The organism is Oxalobacter paraformigenes (assembly GCF_000158475.2).
In the GTDB taxonomy this organism is placed as follows: domain Bacteria; phylum Pseudomonadota; class Gammaproteobacteria; order Burkholderiales; family Burkholderiaceae_D; genus Oxalobacter; species Oxalobacter paraformigenes.
Genome location: NZ_KI392030.1, coordinates 438,628 through 461,033, shown reverse-complemented (window position 1 = coordinate 461,033; position 22,406 = coordinate 438,628). Strand labels below are relative to the sequence as shown.

Annotated in this window: 20 protein-coding genes, 1 tRNA gene, 1 other RNA gene and 1 pseudogene (1 of these 23 running past the window's edge); 15 read left to right on the top strand and 8 right to left on the bottom strand. The window is 52.2% G+C overall.

Annotation, left to right across the window (positions count from 1 at the left end; all coding sequences use genetic code 11):
* The 4 genes from OFAG_RS02155 to OFAG_RS02140 form a co-directional block, all read left to right on the top strand.
* On the top strand, window positions 1-709 hold a 709-nt coding region (locus tag OFAG_RS02155), incomplete at its 5' end, for a ribose-phosphate pyrophosphokinase (RefSeq protein WP_020994745.1).
* 91 nt (window positions 710-800) lie between these two features.
* Complete coding sequence (locus OFAG_RS02150) at window positions 801-1,418, top strand: 50S ribosomal protein L25/general stress protein Ctc (RefSeq protein ID WP_005879085.1); 618 nt, start codon at window positions 801-803, stop codon at window positions 1,416-1,418.
* A gap of 107 nt (window positions 1,419-1,525) precedes the next feature.
* Window positions 1,526-1,602, top strand: a tRNA-Gln gene (locus tag OFAG_RS02145).
* Window positions 1,603-1,725: 123 nt separating this feature from the next.
* A complete protein-coding gene (locus tag OFAG_RS02140; protein ID WP_020994744.1) occupies window positions 1,726-2,685 on the top strand; it encodes a ribose-phosphate pyrophosphokinase in 960 nt (319 codons plus the stop codon).
* 62 nt (window positions 2,686-2,747) lie between these two features.
* Here OFAG_RS02140 and pth read toward each other — a convergent pair whose 3' ends face one another.
* The 4 genes from pth to OFAG_RS02120 are packed head-to-tail and all read right to left on the bottom strand — an operon-like array spanning window position 2,748 to window position 6,018.
* Window positions 2,748-3,335, bottom strand: coding sequence for an aminoacyl-tRNA hydrolase (gene pth / locus OFAG_RS02135; protein WP_005878718.1), 588 nt, complete (start codon window positions 3,333-3,335; stop codon window positions 2,748-2,750).
* A 52-nt stretch (window positions 3,336-3,387) separates the two neighbouring features.
* Window positions 3,388-3,693 (bottom strand): DUF2288 domain-containing protein, encoded by a 306-nt coding sequence (locus tag OFAG_RS02130; RefSeq protein ID WP_005878716.1) that lies wholly within the window; start codon window positions 3,691-3,693, stop codon window positions 3,388-3,390.
* Between the two features lie 21 nt (window positions 3,694-3,714).
* Complete coding sequence (locus tag OFAG_RS02125; protein ID WP_005878715.1) at window positions 3,715-3,906, bottom strand: SlyX family protein; 192 nt, start codon at window positions 3,904-3,906, stop codon at window positions 3,715-3,717.
* 48 nt (window positions 3,907-3,954) lie between these two features.
* A complete protein-coding gene (locus OFAG_RS02120; RefSeq protein WP_005878714.1) occupies window positions 3,955-6,018 on the bottom strand; it encodes a UvrD-helicase domain-containing protein in 2,064 nt (687 codons plus the stop codon).
* A gap of 188 nt (window positions 6,019-6,206) precedes the next feature.
* On the opposite strand from OFAG_RS02120, the gene hslV reads away from it, so the two are divergent.
* Together hslV and hslU are read left to right on the top strand one after the other, a co-directional pair.
* Window positions 6,207-6,743: an ATP-dependent protease subunit HslV gene (gene hslV / locus OFAG_RS02115; RefSeq protein WP_005878713.1), complete on the top strand. Its 537-nt coding sequence runs from the start codon at window positions 6,207-6,209 to the stop codon at window positions 6,741-6,743.
* A 54-nt stretch (window positions 6,744-6,797) separates the two neighbouring features.
* Window positions 6,798-8,129 (top strand): ATP-dependent protease ATPase subunit HslU, encoded by a 1,332-nt coding sequence (gene hslU / locus OFAG_RS02110; protein ID WP_005878712.1) that lies wholly within the window; start codon window positions 6,798-6,800, stop codon window positions 8,127-8,129.
* Between the two features lie 43 nt (window positions 8,130-8,172).
* On the opposite strand, the gene OFAG_RS02105 is transcribed toward hslU, so the two are convergent.
* The 3 genes from OFAG_RS02105 to tkt form a co-directional block, all read right to left on the bottom strand.
* Window positions 8,173-8,877 (bottom strand): NAD(P)H-dependent oxidoreductase, encoded by a 705-nt coding sequence (locus tag OFAG_RS02105; RefSeq protein ID WP_020994743.1) that lies wholly within the window; start codon window positions 8,875-8,877, stop codon window positions 8,173-8,175.
* Between the two features lie 110 nt (window positions 8,878-8,987).
* Entirely contained in the window at window positions 8,988-10,001 is a 1,014-nt protein-coding gene (gene gap / locus OFAG_RS02100; RefSeq protein WP_005878710.1) for a type I glyceraldehyde-3-phosphate dehydrogenase, read from the bottom strand.
* A gap of 76 nt (window positions 10,002-10,077) precedes the next feature.
* A complete protein-coding gene (gene tkt / locus OFAG_RS02095) occupies window positions 10,078-12,075 on the bottom strand; it encodes a transketolase (protein WP_005878709.1) in 1,998 nt (665 codons plus the stop codon).
* Window positions 12,076-12,200: 125 nt separating this feature from the next.
* Here tkt and OFAG_RS02090 point away from each other — a divergent pair, with 125 nt between their 5' ends.
* Window positions 12,201-12,932, top strand: a complete 732-nt coding sequence (locus tag OFAG_RS02090) for a 16S rRNA (uracil(1498)-N(3))-methyltransferase (protein ID WP_005878708.1) — start codon at window positions 12,201-12,203, stop codon at window positions 12,930-12,932.
* Window positions 12,933-12,952: 20 nt separating this feature from the next.
* Window positions 12,953-13,522 carry a sugar O-acetyltransferase gene (locus OFAG_RS02085; RefSeq protein WP_020994741.1) on the top strand — a complete coding sequence of 190 codons (570 nt, stop codon included), beginning with the start codon at window positions 12,953-12,955 and terminating at the stop codon, window positions 13,520-13,522.
* Between the two features lie 19 nt (window positions 13,523-13,541).
* Here the strand turns inward: OFAG_RS02085 and OFAG_RS02080 are convergent, their stop codons facing one another.
* Window positions 13,542-15,209, bottom strand: a complete 1,668-nt coding sequence (locus OFAG_RS02080) for a peptide chain release factor 3 (RefSeq protein WP_005878705.1) — start codon at window positions 15,207-15,209, stop codon at window positions 13,542-13,544.
* A 157-nt stretch (window positions 15,210-15,366) separates the two neighbouring features.
* Here OFAG_RS02080 and ssrA point away from each other — a divergent pair.
* The 7 genes and pseudogenes from ssrA to OFAG_RS02050 all read left to right on the top strand — a co-directional run.
* Window positions 15,367-15,725: a transfer-messenger RNA gene (gene ssrA / locus OFAG_RS13195) on the top strand.
* A gap of 166 nt (window positions 15,726-15,891) precedes the next feature.
* Window positions 15,892-16,269: an Arm DNA-binding domain-containing protein gene (locus tag OFAG_RS02070; RefSeq protein ID WP_005878703.1), complete on the top strand. Its 378-nt coding sequence runs from the start codon at window positions 15,892-15,894 to the stop codon at window positions 16,267-16,269.
* Window positions 16,248-16,442: pseudogene (locus tag OFAG_RS14510) on the top strand (AAA domain-containing protein); the annotation flags it as partial. The gene OFAG_RS02070 and the pseudogene OFAG_RS14510, both read left to right, overlap by 22 nt.
* Window positions 16,443-16,445: 3 nt before the next feature.
* Entirely contained in the window at window positions 16,446-16,640 is a 195-nt protein-coding gene (locus OFAG_RS14255) for a hypothetical protein (RefSeq protein WP_231371649.1), read from the top strand.
* Between the two features lie 49 nt (window positions 16,641-16,689).
* The gene (locus tag OFAG_RS02060) at window positions 16,690-17,919 is read left to right on the top strand and encodes a DUF6361 family protein (protein ID WP_005878699.1); all 1,230 of its coding nucleotides are present in this window, start codon (window positions 16,690-16,692) and stop codon (window positions 17,917-17,919) included.
* On the top strand, window positions 17,913-19,727 hold the full coding sequence (locus tag OFAG_RS02055; RefSeq protein WP_005878697.1) for a phospholipase D family protein: 1,815 nt from the start codon (window positions 17,913-17,915) through the stop codon (window positions 19,725-19,727). The genes OFAG_RS02060 and OFAG_RS02055 overlap by 7 nt, the downstream gene beginning before the upstream one ends.
* On the top strand, window positions 19,720-22,406 hold the 5' portion of the coding sequence (locus OFAG_RS02050) for a DEAD/DEAH box helicase (protein WP_005878695.1). It continues 553 nt past the right edge of the window; the window shows 2,687 of its 3,240 coding nt (coding positions 1-2,687); its start codon is at window positions 19,720-19,722; the stop codon falls past the right edge of the window. Before OFAG_RS02055 ends, OFAG_RS02050 begins: the two co-directional genes overlap by 8 nt.

The following is a 22,406-nucleotide window of genomic DNA, read 5'->3' as shown; positions in this document are numbered from 1 at the left end:
TTACCGCCTGTATTCCCATTTCGGGTACGCACGGCAGGATCGCAGGCCACGTTCCACCCGCGTCGCCATCTCCGCCCGCGTAATCGCCAATATCCTTGAAGGCATCGGTGTCGACCGGGTGCTCATTATGGACGTTCACGCCGACCAGATTCAGGGCTTCTTCGATATCCCGGTCGACAATATCTACGCTTCTCCCATTCTTTTGAAAGACCTTCAGAAGAAAAACTACAAGGATCTCCTTGTCGTCTCTCCCGATATCGGCGGCGTCGTCCGCGCCAGAGCTCTGGCAAAACGCCTTGAATGCGAGCTGTCAATCATTGACAAGCGTCGTCCGCGGCCGAACGAATCCGAAGTCATGAACATTATCGGCAATGTCGAGGGCAGGAATTGCGTGATCATGGACGACATGGTCGATACGGCCGGAACCCTGACGCAGGCGGCTGAAGCCCTGAAGGAAAGAGGCGCCAAGATGGTGGTTGCCTACTGTACGCATCCGGTTTTGTCCGGCCCTGCCGTCAAGAGGATCACTGCGTCGTCTCTGGATGAACTGGTAGTGACCGACACCATCCCCTTGTCGGATACGGCAAGACAATGCACGAAGATTCGTCAGTTGTCCTGTGCCGAACTGCTGGCGGAAACACTCAAACGAATCAGTACCGGTAATTCCGTCATGTCTTTGTTTAGCGAATCAGACATCATCACAGCCTGACGGAGACATGAATCATATTTAACCCAAGCCTCTGGTCGCGGAGGCTTTTTTCAACAAGAGGTTTGAACCTCGTTTTTATTGGAGTCTTTAAATGAAAGTTATTGCATACACAAGAGCAGAGATAGGGACCGGAGCGAGCCGCCGCCTGCGTGCTGCTGGTATGGCGCCAGGAATCGTTTACGGCGGCACAAGCGAACCTGTCAACATCAAGCTGGATCACAATGCGCTTTTCTACGCTCTCAAAAGAGAAGCTTTCCATTCGTCCATTCTGGACCTTGAAATCGATGGAAAAGCCGAAAAAGTGCTGTTGCGCGATTTTCAGGTGCATGCGTACAAACCGCTGGTTTTGCACGTGGACTTCCAGCGTGTCGATGCCAACCAGAAAATTACGGTCAAGGTGCCCCTGCACTTTATTAACGAAGACGCTTCCCCGGCAGCCAAAAGCGGTGTCGTCCATCATGCGGCAACCGAGCTGGAAATCTCCTGTCTTCCAGGCAATCTGCCCGCTTTCATTGAAGTCGATCTGGCCAACCTGGATGTCGGCCAGACGATCCACCTTTCCGATCTGAAACTGCCTGAAGGCGTTTCTGCCACCTCGCATGACGAATCCCAGCCAATCGTCAGTGCTACTGTAGCCAACGTAGCCGAATCCGCAGAAGAAACAAGCGATGACGCAGCGCCTGCAGCCGATGCAGAAAACAAAGAGTAATTCAAACAGCGTAAAGAACCTGCCGATACTGGCGGGTTCTTTTTTTATAAATTATAATAGTGCGCTTGTAGCTGTTTTCGGTTATAATTTCGCACTGAATTTTCAACAGGGGAATCGCCAAGCTGGTTAAGGCACTGGATTCTGATTCCAGCATGCGAAGGTTCGAATCCTTCTTCCCCTGCCATCCACTTCGCAGCGCCCGCCGCCAGGCGTGCTTACAATGAAATATTGTCGGCAAGTGACACAACGGGATTCGTTAGACGTTATGTGACTTTTAACCCAGTAACGAGATCGTCGCAGGAAATTCATGTCCGACAGCAATTTAATGATTTTCACTGGCAATGCCAACCCGGCATTGGCCGCCAAGGTAGCCAGCAAACTCGGCATCCCTCTCGGCAAGGCTTTCGTTTCCAAATTCTCCGACGGGGAAACCACTGTCGAAATCAACGAAAATGTCCGCGGCAAGGATGTCTTTGTCATTCAGTCCACTTGCGCTCCCACCAACGACAATCTGATGGAAATCATCCTGATGGTTGACGCTTTGAAACGCGCTTCCGCCGAACGCATTACCGCCTGTATTCCCTATTTCGGGTACGCACGGCAGGATCGCAGGCCACGTTCCACCCGCGTCGCCATCTCCGCCCGCGTAATCGCCAATATCCTTGAAGGCATCGGTGTCGACCGGGTGCTCATTATGGACGTTCACGCCGACCAGATTCAGGGCTTCTTCGATATCCCGGTCGACAATATCTACGCTTCTCCCATTCTTTTGAAAGACCTTCAGAAGAAAAACTACAAGGATCTCCTTGTCGTCTCTCCCGATATCGGCGGCGTCGTCCGCGCCAGAGCTCTGGCGGAACACCTGCATTGCGATTTGTCGATCATCGACAAGCGTCGTCCGCGGCCGAACGAATCCGAAGTCATGAACATTATCGGCAATGTCGAGGGCAGGAATTGCGTGATCATGGACGACATGGTCGATACGGCCGGAACCCTGACGCAGGCGGCCGAAGCCCTGAAGGAAAGAGGCGCCAAGATGGTGGTTGCCTACTGTACGCATCCGGTTTTGTCCGGCCCTGCCGTCAAGAGGATCACTGCGTCGTCTCTGGATGAACTGGTAGTGACCGACACCATCCCCTTGTCGGATACGGCAAGACAATGCACGAAGATTCGTCAGTTGTCCTGTGCCGAACTGCTGGCGGAAACACTCAAACGAATCAATACCGGTGATTCTGTCATGTCTTTGTTAAATGAAATGTATCACTGACGGACATGTGAATTTATCAATAAAAAACCGCCGGAAAAGGCGGTTTTTTATTGGCCGAACGTTCAGCGTACAGTATGCAATTCCTTCATGGCTTTATCAAACTCCCCCCTACACAACATCGGAACGACCTGCAAGGCACGCCCGATCGCATCGTCTATCGAATCCTGATCCTCGCGACGGGGACGTTGAAGCACATAATCAATAACAGGCGCTTTGGTATTCTGGGATCGGGGATGGCCTATGCCGATGCGCAAGCGCCAGAAATCTTGCGTCCCCAGAGCCGCTGCAATGTCTTTCAAACCATTGTGTCCTCCAGTTGAACCGGACCGCTTCAGTTTTGCGTTTCCCGGAAGAATATCCAGTTCATCATGGACAACCAGTATCTCATCGGACGCGATTTTGAAAAAACGGGCAATGGCTCCTACGGCCAATCCGGAACGATTCATGAATGTTTGCGGTTTCATCAGCCAGACATCGGCTCCGTTTATTTTCGTTTTCGCTACCAGTGCAGAAAACTTCGATTCTTTCTGCCAACGGACACCAGAACTGCCGTTTTCAAGGTTATCTACAAACCAGAAGCCGGCATTATGACGCGTCTGTTCATATTCAGCCCCCGGGTTTCCCAGCCCGACAATCAATCGAATACTCATGATTTAAAAACCGCCAAAGATATTTTGCAGAGCAATTATTGTCCGGTAAAAGTCAGCTTTTACGCTGCTGCACCAGAATCCAGGGCTTGACGACAACGGCCCACAACAAGGCATCCGAAGCAGACCATATCCGGGCCTGTGAATCCGTTACCTTCCCGATTTCTTTTTTTTCCAGCATGTCGGAAACAGCCTTCACGTCGTCGGCAGCCATTAACTGGGCAACCCTGATCATATCGACGCTGTCGTCTACTGAAATGATCCTTCCTCCTGCAAAAAAGCGCTCAAGCTCTTTCCAGGGGATCTGCGCTGTTTCCAGATTGATCTTGGCATACAGCAATTTTTCCTGTTCTGGGTTCATAAAAAATCCGTAAACAATCAATTAATAATGGGGAGGTTTTTCGTCAAGCGGATTATCATTCTCAAGCTCGACAATGCGGCCCGCCATTTCTTTCAAAACCGTTTCCAGACTGTCGATTTTCAGTTGTTGTTGATAAACTGTTTTGTTCAGTGCATCAATCATATCTTCCTGCCCCGCTACCCGCATTTCAAGATCGGCAAGACGTTCTTCCATGTTCAATTTCCTGAAGATTGTAGAATAAAAAATCCGGCAATAACCCTATCATGCCACCTTCGTTTTCTGCAGCAAAGCTTTCAGGTTCGCCAGCCTCGCTTTCGGCGTCAGCGTTTCCGATTCCTTCTGGACTGCCACCCCTTCGTTCAACTTCATCTCTCCAATAAACCGCGACGGTTCGCACTGGACGACTTCCCGTCCTCTCTTCCTTTTTTTGCACCATGAGACATGCAAGGTTCTTTGTGCCCGGGTAATCCCGACATACATCAGTCTGCGCTCTTCCTGAATCCGCGTGGCAAGCTGATCGGCCGGCATATCTGCATCGCCAAGATGAGGCAATATCCCTTCTTCGACACCGACCAGAAAAACATGCGGAAATTCCAGCCCTTTTGCCGCGTGCAAGGTCGAAAGATGCACGGCATCGGGTTCTTCATCCCGGCCTTCAAGCATTGTCATCAGAGCAACCATCTGCGTCAGTTCAAGCAAATTCTTTTCAGGACCGTCACCCAATTTGCCGCCCTTGCTTTTTTCTTTCAACCAGTTGGTGAATTCCAATACATTCTGCCACTTGTTTTTAGCCGTTCTTTCATCAAAATTATCGTAAAGATAGGCTTCATAAGCAATTTCACGCATCAGTTCGTCAAGCAATTCCGCCGCGTTTTCCCCTTTTGCCGAAGTTCCGGGACGGCTGGCTCTTTCCTCAATACTGTTGATAAAGTCACAAAACTCCCTCAGGGGCCGTAACTGGCGTGGCGACAATTTGGCTTCCAGCCCTCCTTTATAAACCGCTTCGAACAGGGAACACTGCCATTGTCCGGCAAAAGCACCGAGCGCCTCGAGAGTGGATTGCCCCACACCTCGACGGGGAGTCGTCACGGCACGAATAAAAGCCGGATCGTCATCAAGATTCGCGACAAGCCTCAGATAGCTGATAATATCGCGAATCTCGGCACGCGCGAAAAAGCTCTGGCCACCAGAAACGGTATAAGGAATATTTTCGCGTCTCAAAGCCGTTTCAAAAATACGGGCCTGATAATTGCCACGATAGAGAATGGCATAATCCGCGAATCTGGCACGCCGTTCAAACCGGTGAGCTGACAATAACATGACAATCTGTTCAGCCTCCTGTTCTTCATCAGACATGGCCGCCGTTACAACCGGTTCACCGAGCCCGTGATCCGACCAGAGTTTTTTTTCAAACAGTTTGGGATTATTGCCGATCACAGAATTGGCCGCCTGAAGGATGCGCATGGAAGAACGGTAATTCTGTTCCAGCCGGATCACTTTCAAATCGCTGAAGTCCTGCTGCAGGGTTTTCAGATTTTCGATCGTCGCACCGCGCCACGCATAAATAGCCTGATCGTCATCGCCCACAGCGGTAAACATCGGTTTTTTCCCGATTCCCGACACAAGAAGTTTTACCAGCTCATACTGGCAGGTATTGGTATCCTGATATTCATCCACCAGCAAATAACGCAATTTCCGTTGCCATTTTTCCCGTACCTTGTCATTGGTACGAAACAACTCGACCGGCAAGCGGATCAGATCGTCAAAATCCACAGCCTGATACGCGGAAAGTGTCGCGACATAATTCCGGTAAAGACGTGCTGCTTGCGCTTGTTCATCATCAACCGCGTTTTTCAACGCGGCCTCCGGATCGACCATGCCGTTTTTCCACAAGGAGATGATACCCTGTACACGCCGGATAACCTGTTTGTCCGTCGTAACAGCCAGATCCTGAACGAGTGAAAAGCAATCATCACTATCAAGAATGGAGAAACGATCCTTGAGATTCAGTTCCTTCGCTTCCTGCCTGAGGATTTTCACGCCCAAAGAGTGAAAAGTCGAAATAGTCAACTGCGAAGCATCTGCTGGCTCCGACAACAGCCTGGAAATACGTTCCTGCATTTCTGCTGCCGCCTTGTTGGTAAAGGTCAAGGCTGCTATATGCCGGGCCTCATACTGACCACTGCCGATTAGATGAGCGATTTTCTGCGTAATGACCCGCGTTTTACCGGAGCCGGCCCCTGCCAGAACCAAACAGGGACCCTCCATATAGTAAACCGCTTCATGCTGCTGTGCATTCAGTTTTGCAAAAACATCATTCGACATACCAGGCACTTCTCGAGACAATTGGGGGCAGCCATTATAACAGCGCGAAGCAAAACCCATACGCTCAAGTTCGGGGTAAACTACCGGCTTATACAACAGGACACTCTTGTAATCGGCAAAGCCATCCCCATCTTGGCTCAAGATAAAGACCGCTTCTTTGCAAATCCGACTTAATGTTAGGAAACCATATGGAACAATTTCACGGCACCACCATTGTATCGGTCCGGCGGGGCGACAAAGTCGCGCTGGGTGGAGATGGACAGGTCACACTCGGCAATATCGTCATCAAAGGCACCGCAAGGAAAGTCCGCAAGCTCTACAACGGACGCGTACTGGCAGGGTTTGCCGGAGGCACAGCCGACGCCTTCACACTCATCGAGCGATTCGAAGCGAAACTGGAAAAACATCAGGGAAACCTTCTCCGCTCATCCGTCGAACTCGCCAAGGACTGGCGTACCGACCGTATACTGCGTCGTCTTGAAGCGATGCTTCTGGTTGCTGACCGGGAATCCACGCTCGTCATTACGGGAAACGGCGATGTTCTGGAACCGGAAGAAGGTGTTGGCGCGATCGGCTCAGGCGGCGCATATGCCCAGTCCGCCGCACTGGCTCTGCAACGTAATACGGAACTGCCGCCTGCCGAAATCGTCAGCAAATCCTTGGCAATCGCTGGCGATCTTTGTATTTACACCAATCAGGCTCATATCATCGAAACCCTCGATTGAGCGGACTGGACATTCATTATCCCTATTTTTTATTTTTCATCCGAAAAACAAACCATGAATTTAACACCCCAAGAGATTGTCGTAGAACTGGACAAACACGTCGTCGGTCAATCCAAAGCGAAACGTGCCGTTGCCGTCGCCTTGCGCAATCGCTGGCGCCGCCAGCAGGTTTCCGAGCCTTTGCGGCACGAAATCACTCCCAAGAATATCCTGATGATCGGCCCGACAGGCGTTGGGAAAACCGAAATCGCGCGACGTCTTGCCAGGTTGGCTGACGCGCCGTTCATCAAGATCGAAGCGACCAAATTCACGGAAGTCGGTTATGTCGGCCGCGATGTCGATACCATTATTCGCGATCTCGTGGATATCGGCATCAAGCAGACCCGTGAAGTGGAAATGAAAAAAGTCCGCTCCCGTGCAGTCGATGCGGCAGAAGACCGTGTTCTCAATATCCTTATTCCGCCACCCCGCGATTTCGGATTCGGTTCGAATGAGCAGCCAACATCTTCCGGCGACAATACCCGTCAGGTTTTCCGGAAAAAGCTGCGGGAAGGTTCGCTTGACGACAAGGAAATCGAAATTGAAGTGGCGGACTCGGCCCCCCATATGGAAATCATGGCGCCTCCCGGCATGGAGGAAATGACCGAACAGATCAAGTCCATGTTTTCCGGTCTGGGTGGGGGCAGAAAGAAAAACAGAAAAGTCAAAATCAGGGACGCCATCAAACTGATTATCGAAGAAGAAGCGGCAAAACTGATCAACGAAGACGAACTGCGCCAGAAAGCCATTGCCAATGTCGAGCAGAATGGTATTGTCTTTCTGGACGAAATCGACAAAATCGCTTCCCGCTCGGAAATCAGCGGGGCAGACGTATCGCGTGCCGGTGTGCAACGCGATTTGTTGCCGCTGGTCGAAGGCACGACGGTGAACACAAAATACGGCATGATCAAAACCGATCACATCCTTTTCATCGCATCGGGCGCTTTCCAGCTCGCCAAACCTTCCGACCTGATTCCGGAACTGCAGGGACGCTTCCCGATTCGTGTCGAACTGGAATCGTTATCGATCGAAGACTTCGAACAGATTCTGACCAGTACCGAAGCCAGCCTGATTTCACAATACAAAGCGCTTTTGGCAACGGAAGGCATGCAGCTTGAATTCAATGAGGAAGCAATCAGGAGACTGGCTGAAATTTCCTATACCGTCAATGAACGGACAGAAAACATCGGGGCACGCCGGCTGTACACGGTCATGGAAAGGCTGCTGGAAGAAATTTCTTTTACTGCCGTCAATTACCATGGAGTGCAAACCATCGACAAGAACTACGTCAATGAACGGCTGGAAGCCCTGTCCGCCAACGAAGACCTGTCGCGTTATGTGCTTTGATGTGGAAAAGGCCGTGTCGCTACGGCAGACACAGCCTTTTTCTTTACCTGACCCAGACGACTATATCTTCCAGCGGTTGCCTTGTTTTTGCCGGCGGTTCATCCAGACGATAACCGAAAGCCACCATAACGCCCAGTCCGTATCGACCATTGTCCAGCAAGCCATTTTCAGCCAGTATTTTTTCAATGGCAGACATGTTTCCGCCTTCAATAGCGCAGGAATCGATTCCCAGAAACGCCGCAGCTGTCATCATATTGCCCAAAGCGATATATGACTGTTTGACCGCCCAGTCAAACAACGTCCGTGGCGTCTCCAGAATACCGTTCTGCTTCTGGAATTCCCGGAAACGTTCCCGTTTTTTTTCCATCATTTCCGGCGAAAGATGCTGAACGTCACGCATCATGTGGGTAATATGGGATGAATCGTAGCGCATGCCGTCCTTGAGACACACAATGGCGACATAATGGCTGGCTGTCGGTAACTGACCCTGAGCCCCCCAGGTCACCATTTTCAGTTCTTCCCTTAATTGAGGATTTTGAACGACCAGGAAACGCCAGGGTTCAAAACCGAAAGAGCTGGGAGACAAACGGCCAGCTTCCAGAATGATCTCGAAATCCTGATCGGAAATTTTTTTCGTTTCATCAAATCTTTTTGTGGCATGCCGAAACTGGAAAGCGGCAAGAACGTCTTTTCGTGTAACCATAACACCTCCATTCATTTGAAGCGACAGTTTCATCGCTTCATTCACATTGTGGTTCTCCTGACGGGCGAAAAAATGCCCTTGATGGCTCGACAACTATAAAAAAGGCGCTCTTTCAAAAGAGCGCCCTCAAATACCCAATCCGGTTTTTTGCGACCTTATTTGGCATTCCAAAGCGCTTCGGTCGTATCCAGCATACGGCAGCTGAAACCCCATTCATTGTCATACCAGGACAAAATCTTGACCAGCGAACCGCCGACAACGCGAGTCTGGGTAGCGTCGAAAATACTGGAAGCCGGATTATGATTGAAGTCCGTGGAAACCAGCGGTTCGACATTATATTCAAGAATGCCTTTTAACTTGCCTTCGGAAGCTTTCTTCATGACCTGATTGACTTCTTCGACCGTAGTCGCACGCGAAGCATTGAACGTCAGATCGACGACAGACACGTTGATGGTCGGAACGCGAATGGCGAAACCGTCCAGTTTGCCATTCAGTTCGGGAAGAACCAGCCCGACAGCAGCGGCTGCACCTGTCCGGGTCGGGATAATATTCAGAGCGGCAGCACGGGCACGCCTTGGATCGCGATGATAAACGTCTGTTAGCACCTGATCGTTGGTATAGGAGTGGACAGTTGTCATCAGACCGTCAACGATCCCCAACCCTTCATTTAATGCCAATGCAACGGGTGCCAGGCAATTCGTCGTACAGGACGCGTTTGAAATAACCGTATCGCTGGCTTTCAGGATATTCTGGTTGACACCGAAAACGACCGTCGCGTCAACATCCTTTCCACCGGGAGCGGATATAATGACTTTCTTGGCGCCCGCACGGATGTGAGCGGACGCTGCCGCCTTGGATGTAAATATTCCCGTGCATTCCAGCACAACATCGACATTCAGTTCTTTCCAGGGCAGATTTTGGGGATCGCGATCGCCGGTCACCCGAATTCTGTCACCATTGACGATAAGATCACTGCCCTCAAAAGACACTTCCGCCGGAAATTTGCCATGTGCGGTATCGTATTTGGTCAGGAGGGCAATCGTTTCGATTTCACCGGGATTGTTGATAGCGACAATTTCGATATCGTGATGCTTGCCGTACTCGTAATGAGCCCGAAGAACATTTCTTCCGATACGACCGTAACCATTGATTGCCACGCGGATAGCCATAAATTAACTCCTGAATATATTATTAAGCCAATTGTTGGAGACGCGGACTTTCCGTAAAATCCGCGCCGAATTCAAATCATTTGCCCAGTACCGCTTCGACTTTCGAGACGACATTCTCCACCGTAAAGCCGAAATGCTTGAAGAGCACACCTGCCGGAGCTGACTCTCCGAAAGTCGTCATGCCGACAACGTCACCGTCGAGACCCACATATTTGCGCCAATAATCTGAAGCACCCGCCTCGATAGCCACCCTCGGCAATCCTTTCGGCAACACACTGTTCCGGTAAAGCGGATCCTGCTTGTCGAATACATCGGCAGATGGCATGGAAACCACTCTGGCCGGTATGCTCTTTCTGGCCAATTCTTCAGCCGACTTCATGGCCAGATCGACTTCGGAACCGGTTGCAATCAGAACGACCCGTGCATCCGGCGCATCTTTCAGGACATACGCGCCCTTGTTGATATTGTCGATCTGCTCCTGCGTCCTCTCAAAATAGGGAAGATTCTGGCGGGACAGGATCAGGACACTGGGGATTTTACGTTTTTTCACGGCGTTGCCCCAGGCTACTGCCGTTTCGACTGTATCGCAGGGACGCCAGTTCTCAAGACCCGGAATCAATCTCAGGCTGGCGATCTGTTCGATCGGCTGATGAGTCGGCCCGTCTTCGCCGACGCCAATGGAATCATGAGTAAACACATAAATAGTGCCGATCTGCATCAGGGACGACATTCTTATCGCATTACGGCAATAATCGGAAAACGTCAGGAACGTTCCCCCAAACGGGATAAACCCGCCATGCAGCACGATACCGTTCATGATGGCGGACATGCCGAATTCACGAACCCCATAATTGATGTAATTGCCGGGCTGTCCCTCGCGAACGGCGACGCTTTCCTTCCAGTTCGTCAGATTCGAGCCCGTCAAATCGGCCGATCCGCCGAGAAACTCCGGCAAAGCCGGGGCGAATGCCTCAATGGCATTCTGGCTTGCCTTGCGGGTGGCGATATTTTCCTTTTTGGCAGTACAATCAGCGATGTAGTTGCGGACAATCTCTTCGAAATTGGCGGGCACCTCTCCGGAAATACGCCGCATCAGCTCACGCGCTTCTTCAGGATATTTTTCGCTGTATTTTTCAAACAGGCTGTTCCATGCCGATTCCAGCTCGTTGCCTTTCTTGCGTGCATCCCAGGCCGTATAAACGTCTTCAGGAATCTCGAACGGAGGATATTCCCACCCGATAGCCTTGCGGGTAGCGGCAATTTCATCTTCACCCAGTGGCGAGCCATGCGCCTTGTTCAATCCGGCCTTGTTCGGAGAACCTTTGCCGATAACCGTCTTGCAGCAGATCAATGTTGGCTTGTCGGATTTTTGCGCGGCAATGATAGCGGCATCGACAGCCGCGACATCGTGGCCGTCCACATTACGAATGACATTCCATCCATACGCTTCGAAGCGTTCAGGGGTATTGTCCGTAAACCAGCCTTTGACGTTCCCGTCAATCGAAATACTGTTATCGTCGTACAAGGCAATCAGCTTGCCCAGTTTCCAGGTACCGGCCAATGAACAGGATTCATGCGACACCCCTTCCATCAGGCAACCGTCGCCGAGAAAAACATAGGTATAGTGATCGACAATATCAAAACCGGGCTTGTTGAATTCTTCCGCCAGAAGTTTTTCAGCAAGCGCCATTCCGACAGCATTGGAAATGCCTTGTCCCAGCGGCCCTGTGGTCGTATCCACACCCGGGGTGACATGGACTTCCGGATGTCCGGGTGTTTTGGAATGAAACTGGCGGAATTGCCGGATATCTTCCATCGTAAGGTCGTAACCTGTCAGATGCAAAAGCGCATACTGGAGCATCGAGCCATGACCGTTTGACAGAATGAAACGGTCGCGATTGAACCAGTGCGGATTGGCCGGATTGTGCCGGTAATGCCCTGACCACAACGCCACTGCGATATCGGCCATGCCCATCGGCATGCCCGGATGACCGGAATTCGCTTTTTGAACTGCATCCATCGCCAGCGCACGAATTGCGTTGGCCATTTTTGTAACAGGTAATGTAGTGTTCATGGCTGCCCAATTAATGAAAGTGTAAAAGGCACAATCAATCGATTATTATGCCAACCGAGCTTTTCCTTGTATTCTATCAGAGAGTGTTCTCCAGATTAAAATCTATCCACCGGCTTCGATTTGATATGACCCGTCTTTTTTGCGATTTTCCCCTTGCTGTCGGCGCGTGCCTTGATCTCCCGAAAGACACGGCAAGACACATTATGGTCGTGCGTCTGTCCAGAGGGGAAGCTATCACGCTGTTCAATGGCCAGGGCGGCGAATACCGTGCCCGGATTCTTGAAACCGGGCGAAATCGGGTAAGAGCAGAAATCGTTTCGTTTTCTCCACATGAAGTGGAGCTTCCTTACGAAATCAGCCTGGTTCAGGGGATTCCCGAAGCGGGAAAAATGGACTGGATCATTGAAAAGGCCGCCGAGCTTGGCGTCCATCGGATCGTGCCTCTTGCCACCCAACGTTCGGTTGTCCGAGTGAACGCCGACCGCATCGAAAAACGGCTGGCCCGCTGGCAATCCATTGTCGTTTCCGCTTCCGAACAATGCGGCAGAAACCGCCTGCTCGCTATCGGGCAGCCGGTCAATTTCGACGCTTACCTGCAAAACTCTCCCGAACCGTCCAAAATCATGTTCAGTCCCCGCGCAAGCCATTCGCTTGCATCGTGGGCAACGGGACAAAAACCCCATGCCATAAGTTTGCTGATCGGCCCGGAAGGCGGTTTTTCTGCTGAAGAAGAGGAACTGGCGCGTCAAAAAGGTGTCACTTTCCTGTCTATGGGCCCCAGAATTCTGCGTACTGAAACAGCCGGTCTTGCGGCTGTTTCGGCAATCAATGCCATCTGGGAACAATCACCGCTTTAAGCACATCCCGAAAGAAAAATATGCCTGAATTGACCGAAAAGGAAAAAATGCTCGCCGGGCGCCTTTATTTCTCAAACGATCCCGTTCTTAAGCGGGATCGTGAAATCGCCCTTATAAAAACACAGGCTTATCACGGTACATCGCCTGAACTGTTTGAAGCGAGACTGGGAATCCTCCAGGACCTTCTGGGTTCCTGCCCCACAGATGCCGAAATCGTTTCTCCCTTTCACTGCGATTATGGATACAACCTTCACATCGGCCATCATTTTTATGCCAATACGAACTGCGTTTTTCTGGATTGCGCTGAAATCCGCATTGGCAACCATGTCTTCCTCGGTCCCAATGTCCAGATTTATACTGCCCTCCATCCGCTGGATCCGGAATTGCGCAAACAGGGACTCGAAAACGCTCTTCCTGTCGTCATAGAAGATGACGTCTGGATCGGAGGCGGAGCCATCATCAATGCGGGCATCACAATAGGGCACGGCACAACAATAGGATCTGGCAGCGTTGTCACGCGCGACATCCCGCCCAATGTCGTGGCTGTCGGCAATCCGTGCACAGTACTGCGTCAACTGAAACCGGATTGACCGAAAGCCCTTTCTGCAATCAGTTAAGAGAAACGGAATGTTCCCGTGTGGCGTGGAACTTCAGTTTCGGCCACCTTTCTTCCGTCAATCGCAGATTGACGCCGGAAGTGGCCAGATAAGTCAGATTGCCTGCCGCATCGTAAGCGACATTATGCGCCAGCGATTTTTCAAAGTCGGACAGTATCCTTTTGTCTTCGGCTGTAATCCAGCGCGCACTGCTGATACTGGTCCCTTCAAAAACCGCGTCCACACCATATTCATTCATCAACCGGCTGGCCACCACTTCGAACTGAAGCACTCCCACAGCGCCCAGAATCAGATCGCTGCCCAGTACCGGCTTGAAAACCTGAACGGCGCCTTCTTCACCCAACTGTTGCAAACCCTTGTGCAACTGTTTGACCTTCAAGGGATTGCGAATGCGGACGCTTCGGAAAATTTCCGGAGCAAAATAGGGAATTCCGGTAAATTGCAGGGCTTCCCCTTCGGAAAAACTGTCTCCTATCTGCATATTGCCGTGATTGGGTAACCCGATAATATCGCCCGCATAGGCTTCTTCCACCTGTTCTCGCGATGACGCCATGAACGTCACCACACTGGAAACCTTGATTTCGCGGTTCAGTCTCAAATGCTTCAGACGCATTCCCCGCTCGAACCGTCCCGAACAGACCCGCAGAAAAGCGATCCTGTCACGATGGGCCGGATCCATATTAGCCTGAATCTTGAAAACGAAGCCCGAAAAAGCCGGTTCAGTCGGCTGTACCTCACGGACAGTCGCATTTCGCCCCAACGGCGGCTGCGCCCAGTCCAGCAAAGCGTTCAGCACTTCTCGGACACCGAAATTATTGATGGCGGATCCGAAAAAGACCGGAGTCAGCGTTCCAGCCAGAAATTCTTCCAGCACAAACGGATTGGACGCGCCCTTGACCAGCTCGACTTCCATTTTCAGCTGTTCCATCTCCAGGGGAAACATCTCCGTCAGACGGGGATTGTCGATTCCCTTGATAACTTCGAAAGCCTGATCCGCTTTTTCGTTTCCCGGGGCAAAGAGCATGACTTCGTCATTTAGCAAATGATAAACCCCACGGAAATTCTTGCCCATTCCGATTGGCCAGGTAATCGGCGTGCAACGGATTTTCAAAACCGTTTCCACCTCATCCAGCAATTCCAGCGAATCCCGCGTTTCACGGTCAAGCTTGTTCATAAAGGTAAGAATCGGAGTATTTCTCATCCGGCACACTTCCAGCAACTTGATTGTCTGCGCTTCGACACCTCGCGCGGCATCAATGACCATCAACGCCGTATCGACAGCCGTCAGTACACGGTACGTGTCCTCAGAAAAATCCTGATGGCCGGGTGTATCCAGCAAATTGATGATGTGATCGCGATATTCGAACTGCATAACCGAACTGGCCACTGAAATCCCGCGCTGTTTTTCGATATCCATCCAGTCTGATGTCGCATGTCGGGCGCTCTTGCGCGCCTTGACCGTGCCAGCCAGTTGGATGGCTCCAGAAAACAGCAACAACTTTTCCGTCAGGGTCGTTTTGCCGGCGTCAGGGTGGGAAATAATCCCGAATGTACGGCGTCGGGCGACTTCGAGAGCGATTTTCTTCGATAAATTGTCTTTGGATTCCAGCGTCGCCTCCTTGGCAACAGCAGGGTTTTCCGAACCGGAATGAACAGTCATGGTTACGTATGGAAAATTGGATCAGCTAACAGGAAAATCGGGCGTTTCTTCAGAGGCATGCAGATTCAGTCAGACGAAACGCTCGATAAAATGTATAATTATAAATTGCTTCATACCTTTTCTGTTCGGGAAAAGCCAAAACTCTTCACCGGAAAACGGGGGCGACTTGGATTCGACAGGGGTTGCAAAGCAGAACAGGGCATATCGAGGACTGGAACCCTCGTAAATCCATCCAGAAAAAAAGTAAACGCTAACGATAAAAGTTACGCATTAGCCGCTTAATCCCGGCTATCCCTACACTGTTTCTTTCCTGGGGCAGGCCGCAAGGCAGTAGGGTCATTTACAGGAAATCGCCTCAGGCCGGGTTACTTGGCAAGGGGTTAAACTCAAGGTAACTCGTCTTGCCGAAGCGTGCGCGTCCGCGTCGGCTGGATCAAATCAAATGACAACGCTAAATATGTAGAACTGTCTGTAGAGGACTTCTGGACGCGGGTTCGAAACCCGCCGCCTCCACCATCACATCGTTTAAAGCGGTCTAATGCTGTATTAAAAATCAATATAAAACAATGAATTAAGCCTATTTTCAGTATAAAGCGGTATAACCGCGTATTGCCAGGTCTAACACTTTTCGGTAGATTTTTGGGTAGATGTTTCATCTACCTATTTTTTCATCTACCCAAAAATGGCAAAACAGATTATTCAACTGCCCCACAAACAGATCGATAACGCCAAACCGAAGGAAAAGAAATATGCACTCTTTGACGGTGGCGGGCTGTATATCGAGATTGCACCGACGGGTTCGAAACTCTGGCGGATGAAAGCCAGACTGAATGATAGGGCTATGCAACTGTCACTCGGTAAATACCCGGATGTGTCGCTGGCACAGACCAGAAAGAAACGGGATGAGGCGCGCAAACTGATTGCCGAAGGGATAGACCCGCGAGAAGAAAAGAGAGCGCACATAGAGGCAGAGAAGGCCAAAACGGAACATACCTTTGAGAAGATAGCGCGTGACTGGCACGCCAGCAGATTACCGGAATGGCAACCGCAGCCGGTATGACGATGGACCCGCCTCCATTTGTGGACACCGTAAACCGGTTCCAGGGTCAGGAGCGCGACCTGATCCTTTCCAGTTATGTGGTGGCCGACCGGGATTTTGTTGCGTCTGAAGATGCGTTCATCCTAAGCCCGAGACGATTCAATGTGACGCTGACCCGGGCGAGAAGCAAATTTGTGATGATTATTAGCGACGCGCTTCTCCAGTATCTGCCATCCGATCCGGACGTGGCCCGTGACGCCGCTCGCCTGCAGCTCTTCGCCGAGCAGTATTGCAGTTCGGTATGCGACACGATCGACTTGCCGCTCTTTGAACACGGTGCTCTGTCGACCATGAGATGCAAATTGAGGGGGCGATACGAGAATGGAATTTGATGCAATCAACGCCGATCCATTTGTGGCTGTAGGGAGGGAGTACTGAAAGATGCCTTCCGTCCTTGCATGGATTGACCATGACTCGAAAGCGAAGGAACGCACGCTTCGCATCCTTTCCCTTTTCCAGGAAAAGGAAAGTCGTGACGAGCTTGGGCTCGGCTCCGTGCGGGACAGCTTTGCCGATCAGTTGTTTCCAGGAACAAGCACGATCCAGACACGCCTTCGCTACATGCTTTTCGTGCCATGGATTTACCATTCGCTGGAAGAGAAGCGACTACCAGCAGAGAGTTTTTCGATCCAGGCTGACAAGCTGGAAAGAGGCCTGGTTCAGCCGTTGATGGATTCCGATGATCAGGCTGGCGTCTTTGGTAAGACCGCAGGAAAGAGGCTCAAACGGTTGCCCAGCTCCGTCTACTGGGCCGGTCTCGGTGTCTGGGGAATACGCATTACGCCATTCTCGCAGGACGAATATCACAGGCGCATCGACGAGACTTACCGTCGCCGGAATGCCCTGAAGGCTCTTGAGAAAGACGCAAAGGTACGGGGAGACGACATCGACGTTGAGCAGCGGATGGCCACTCTCAGTTGGCATCCTCGATTGCCAGCACCTCCGGAAGATTTTCCGGGGGCGGTGAACTTCGCTTTATCCAGGGAAGAAGCCGAATTTATTCGGGATCGCATCCAGGTCGCTTGCCCCAACAGTCTCCTCTCGTTCTTGGCACTGCACTGCGAACCCGCCGACACCCAAGCTCCATGGGAGCATCCGGACTACGGCCGCTTTTCCGAACAGCATAAAGAACTCCTGACCCATGCACGGCTATTCTCGGAGGTGATGCATGGAGCGGCGCTCTCGTACAACGTTCAGCTCGCCAGGCTTCGAAACCATGAAGACCTTGTCGCCGAGCATCAGGCAAGTTTCGATGAATGGACCGCAAATCTTCCCCTAGAGGAAATTCGCTCCTGGTCGGTGAGCCGCCTCTGGGAGTTGACCATGGATCATGGCCACACCATCACCCCGCAAACGAGATTCTTCGTTCAGCAGTGGATCGACCATACCCGGAGGTCCCCCAATGACCTCCTTTCTAACGCAGATGCGCTCACCCTGATCAAAAGAAGGGAAATGAAACTCAAGGGCACGCGTTCCCGATTCAGGAACCAGAGGGCGCTCGAGCAGTGGGGCGGGTACTCCGGCGTCGGAAGACTTGTCTATCGCTGGCCGAATGTGAAGGTGCTTTTGAACGACCTGTACCAGGGGATGAGCCGGGAGGAGAAATGCTGAACCCAAACTCCCGGAGCCTTTATACCTCTGCATTGACCCCACCGCCGGGGATGATTTTCGACGAGGCCATTGCAACCACCTTTTCGATGGACCCAGCCCTACTGCTTGAGGCACCTGTCTACCTGGCGTTAATGGCGGCGGATGGTCAGACCGATCCTGACCCGTTGTCTGTGCTTGAAGCCATCCGCAGGTACTCGAAACGAATCACCGTCTATGTGCAACGAGGACGGATTCAAGTGCCCCAGATTGCCAAGCCCAATCCATTGTTTGGGTTTCTGGAGGAAATGGTCGTCGAGGTAACGGCTCCTGGCGGAGGCGTCTTCCATCCAAAAGTCTGGGCAATCCGTTTTGTCAGCCCCGATCAAAGCAGCTCGATGTATCGTCTGGTTGTCCTGACGAGAAACATGACCACCGATCAGTCCTGGGACCTGTCACTTCAGCTCGAAGGGACGATTGCAGGCCGGAAGTCCAAATCAAATAAACCGCTGGCTCATTTCTTCAAGACGCTTCCTGATCTGGCCACCGGAACAACAGAGCCTGGCAGGAGCGAACAAGCGCTCAGATTCGCGGACGAGCTGCATCGAGTCCAGTGGGAACTCCCCGACGGCTTTGACGAGCTGACCTTCTACCTTCCGGGAACGAAAGCGTATGACTGGGAGCCTCCCATGGCAAATCGGATGGCCGTCATTTCGCCGTTCTGTTCTGATGAGGCCCTGCGGGCATTGACGAAAAAAACCAAGGCCGCTGATGCCCTTATCTCACGCCCTGAGTCATTGTCAGCCCTGCAGAAGGAGACTCTCGAGCTCTTCACGCAATGTCTCCATCTGGACGACGCGGCGGAAACCGAGGATGGCGAGGAAGACGATGCCATCGAACAGCCGCTTGCGACCGGCCTCCATGCAAAGGTCTATCTGTTTGAGACCAGGTACTATTCAGGCTATACCCATGTGATCATGGGGTCTGCGAATGCAACCAACGCGGCGCTGAATGCTTCGAAGAATGTCGAGATTCTGGTCGGGCTAGTTGGCCGGAAGAGTAAAGTCGGCGGCATCGACGAGCTTCTTGGCGCTGACGGATTAGGTGAATATCTTGTCGACTTTGACACGAGCGAGGAAGCAGAGATTGATGTGCTCCGGCAGGCGGCTGAGGAATCCGTTGAGAGGGCTCGCTCCCGGATAGCTGAAACAGCTCTGTCCATCGAATGCAGTCCGGGATCGAAGGACGGTCTGTGGGCATTGGTGTTGACGGGAGAAATCCCATCCCTTGATGGGATCGTCAGTGCTATTGCATGGCCGATAACCGTTACTCGGGACTTCGCGGTGGATATTCTTAACGGCGATGCTCACGGTGGGATCGGCCTCGGAGAGTTCTCCGCCTCTTCTGTAACGGGGCTCATCGCGTTTGAGCTTAAGACCAATTATCCGGATGTTTCGGCCCGGTTCGTTCTGAATGTTCCCGTTACAGGCGTTCCTGAAGAACGTAACTCTGCGATCCTGCAAACCGTGATCAGTAATCAGGAGGGATTCCTACGTTATCTCCTGCTGTTGCTGGGGGATGATAAGGTATCCGGACTTGATCCAGGTAGTGGCTCCGGGTTTGCCAAATGGTTGGCCCGGTTGGCCGATGGTGAAGATATCCCTCTACTGGAAGAGCTGACCCGCACGTACAGCCGACACCCGGAGAGACTATCGGAAATCTCGGTGCTGGTTCGCGATCTGTCTCAGGGAAGCCAGAATGCGATTATCCCCGAGGACTTTTTAAACCTCTGGACGGTTTTTGAATCTGCCATCGGGAGGCGTGATGCATAGCAACCGCTTTTTATCTGCTCCCGCCTTGGCCGGTCTGAAAGATTTCCAGAGGAAGACCGTGGAGTACGTCTTCAAGCGGCTCTATGGCAATGAGCCAACTTCCCGTTTTCTGATCGCCGATGAAGTTGGACTCGGGAAAACGCTAGTCGCCCGGGGAATCATTGCCAAGACCTTGGAGCACCTTCAAGACGAGGTGGATCGGGTCGATGTGATCTACATCTGCTCCAATGCCGCCATCGCGACCCAGAATGTCAATCGGCTCAATGTCAGCGACAAGGATGGTTTTTCTATCGCTACGCGACTGACGTACCTGCCCAGGCAAGTACGCTCGCTGCGAAAGAACAAGGTAAATTTCATCAGCCTGACGCCCGGTACAGCCTTCGACCATGCCCGCAGTCGAGGCGGGCATGCCGACGAACGGGCGATTCTCTATCGAATGCTGTACGACTTGCCTCTGGCGCAAAATGAACGGCGCAGACGGCTGTGCGTAGGCCTCCTTAACATTCTTCAGGCGACAGCAGGGAAGGATAACTGGCGAGCCAAGGCCAAAAACCTACCAGCGGAGGATCTGGATACAGACCTTTCCAAGGCCTTCCGCCGGGCAGTTCTTGAGGATGCTGAGTTGTATGCGGCCTTGAAGGAAGGCTGTGAACGCTTTGCCCGATACCGGGACTACAGCAGAATTCCTTGGGAAGACTCCGAGCTTCGTTACGACCTGATCGGAAAGCTCAGAAGCAAGCTGGCTTCGGTGTGCCTTTCCGCGCTTGAGCCCGATTTGGTCATCCTTGATGAATTTCAACGATTCAAGCACCTGCTGGACGGCGATGACGAAGCCTCCATGCTGGCGACCGCGCTCTTTGAACATCCCGACGTTCGCGTTCTCCTGCTGTCCGCAACACCCTACAAAATGTTCACCCTCGACCAGGAGAATGACGAGGACGACCACTATCCGGATTTCATCAGGACACTGAACTTCCTCTTCAATGATTCCGGCAAGGTCGACAAGGTCAAAAGTCTTTTGTCAGAGCATCGAACAACGCTCCACGCCTGCGCAAAGGGCTCCGTATGTCATCCGGGGAAAAGGGCCGAACTTGAACGAGCGCTCCTGAACGTCATGTGCCGAACGGAGCGGGTCGCGACGACTCGTGATCACAACTCAATGCTGACCGAGATCGAGCGGACGGCTCCCCTCACGCCAGCGGATCTTCAGCACGCCGCGACCGTTGACGCAGTGGCAATCTGCGTTAAAGCCGGGGAACCAATTGAATACTGGAAGTCTGCGCCTTACTTGATCAACTTTTTGAAACATTATGAGCTGAGGCATAAGCTGGATGCACAGTTAAATGCCCCTTCAGATGCTCTTCGCGGAACTCTTTCATCGGCAAATGGGCAGTTGCTGACGAAGGACAAACTGGAGGGCTATCAGGCTCTCGATCCTGCCAACCCAAGGATGCGCGTGCTCTTCGAAGACACTATTGATAAGGGCATGTGGCAGCTTTTATGGATGCCGCCGTCCATGCCGTATATCAAGCCTGGTGACGCATACCGGGACAAGGATGGTTTGACCAAAGCCCTTGTGTTTTCCTCTTGGAGCGCCGTTCCGGACGCGGTTGCGTCAATTTGCTCCTACGAAGCCGAACGAAAGATGATCGCCGGAACCTCGGTTTCCCACAGCGAACTCTATGACAAGATCAAGCCATTGCTGCGGTTTGCGGTAGCCTCAAACGATAACCGCCTTACTGGTATGCCGGTTATTGCCTGGTTGCTTCCGTCCCCAACCCTTGCCACCAAGATTGATCCGCTCGAGATTGCACTTCGCCATGGAAGCGGGCCAGTGGACGCCCAGGAACTGAGGAACGAGGTTAAGGCTACCTGCCGTAGTTTGGTCGAAACCCTGCCTCGTGCCGGGGAAGGGACGCGAGCTGACGAGCGATGGTATTGGGCAGCTCCCATTTTACTCGATTCTCATAACGGGTTGCTGGACTGGTGTAAGAGCCATTCGGGATGGAGATCCGCTACACCGGACCATGAATCTGGCACTCGCTTCAAAGATCACATCGACTTGCTGGTCAGCATGGCGGAGGGTAACATTCCTCTCGGCCCTCAGCCGGATGATCTAGTCGATGTGCTTTGCGATCTGGCTCTTGCCGGTCCTGGCGTGTGTGCCTTGCGAGCACTTCGCCGTATCAGTGCCGAACTCGACGTGTCCGACCCGAACCTTCTGTCAGCCGCAGCTAGAATCGCATCCGGCTTCAGATCTCTTTTTAATATGCCGGAAACGATTGCCATGCTGCGAGGCTCCGGCGAGGACACTTATTGGCGGTTAACGCTTCAGTACGGTATTGACGGCAATCTCCAATCGGTGCTCGACGAATACGTGCATGTCCTTCGAGAGTCTTTGGGGCTCCAAGAGCACTCACCGGAAGAACAGGTGGCTGGCATAGCCGAGTGCATCCAGTCAGTGTTGTCACTGCGGACCGCGCAGATTCGAATCGACGAAATCAAGATGTCGGGCGACGGCTTTGCTCTTGATGATTTCAACACCCGCTGTCGTTTCGCGCTCCGGTTCGGGGATATTCGAGACGACAACAACCAGGCTCTCGTTCGCGCCGACTCGGTGCGGGATGCCTTCAACTCGCCGTTTCGTCCCTTCGTTCTGGCGTCGACCTCAATTGGCCA

What these genes read in the sequence shown, in the direction of transcription:
- OFAG_RS02120 (WP_005878714.1), bottom strand. Translation starts at nt 6,018, where the DNA reads ATGTCGAATGATGTTTTTGCAAAACTGAATGCACAGCAGCATGAAGCG.
- pth (WP_005878718.1), bottom strand. Translation starts at nt 3,335, where the DNA reads ATGAGTATTCGATTGATTGTCGGGCTGGGAAACCCGGGGGCTGAATAT.
- OFAG_RS02085 (WP_020994741.1), top strand. Translation starts at nt 12,953, where the DNA reads ATGCCTGAATTGACCGAAAAGGAAAAAATGCTCGCCGGGCGCCTTTAT.
- OFAG_RS02055 (WP_005878697.1), top strand. Translation starts at nt 17,913, where the DNA reads ATGCTGAACCCAAACTCCCGGAGCCTTTATACCTCTGCATTGACCCCA.
- OFAG_RS14255 (WP_231371649.1), top strand. Translation starts at nt 16,446, where the DNA reads ATGATTATTAGCGACGCGCTTCTCCAGTATCTGCCATCCGATCCGGAC.
- OFAG_RS02125 (WP_005878715.1), bottom strand. Translation starts at nt 3,906, where the DNA reads ATGGAAGAACGTCTTGCCGATCTTGAAATGCGGGTAGCGGGGCAGGAA.
- OFAG_RS02130 (WP_005878716.1), bottom strand. Translation starts at nt 3,693, where the DNA reads ATGAACCCAGAACAGGAAAAATTGCTGTATGCCAAGATCAATCTGGAA.
- OFAG_RS02150 (WP_005879085.1), top strand. Translation starts at nt 801, where the DNA reads ATGAAAGTTATTGCATACACAAGAGCAGAGATAGGGACCGGAGCGAGC.
- hslU (WP_005878712.1), top strand. Translation starts at nt 6,798, where the DNA reads ATGAATTTAACACCCCAAGAGATTGTCGTAGAACTGGACAAACACGTC.
- OFAG_RS02070 (WP_005878703.1), top strand. Translation starts at nt 15,892, where the DNA reads ATGGCAAAACAGATTATTCAACTGCCCCACAAACAGATCGATAACGCC.
- OFAG_RS02080 (WP_005878705.1), bottom strand. Translation starts at nt 15,209, where the DNA reads ATGACTGTTCATTCCGGTTCGGAAAACCCTGCTGTTGCCAAGGAGGCG.
- hslV (WP_005878713.1), top strand. Translation starts at nt 6,207, where the DNA reads ATGGAACAATTTCACGGCACCACCATTGTATCGGTCCGGCGGGGCGAC.
- OFAG_RS02090 (WP_005878708.1), top strand. Translation starts at nt 12,201, where the DNA reads ATGACCCGTCTTTTTTGCGATTTTCCCCTTGCTGTCGGCGCGTGCCTT.
- OFAG_RS02060 (WP_005878699.1), top strand. Translation starts at nt 16,690, where the DNA reads ATGCCTTCCGTCCTTGCATGGATTGACCATGACTCGAAAGCGAAGGAA.
- tkt (WP_005878709.1), bottom strand. Translation starts at nt 12,075, where the DNA reads ATGAACACTACATTACCTGTTACAAAAATGGCCAACGCAATTCGTGCG.
- OFAG_RS02140 (WP_020994744.1), top strand. Translation starts at nt 1,726, where the DNA reads ATGTCCGACAGCAATTTAATGATTTTCACTGGCAATGCCAACCCGGCA.
- gap (WP_005878710.1), bottom strand. Translation starts at nt 10,001, where the DNA reads ATGGCTATCCGCGTGGCAATCAATGGTTACGGTCGTATCGGAAGAAAT.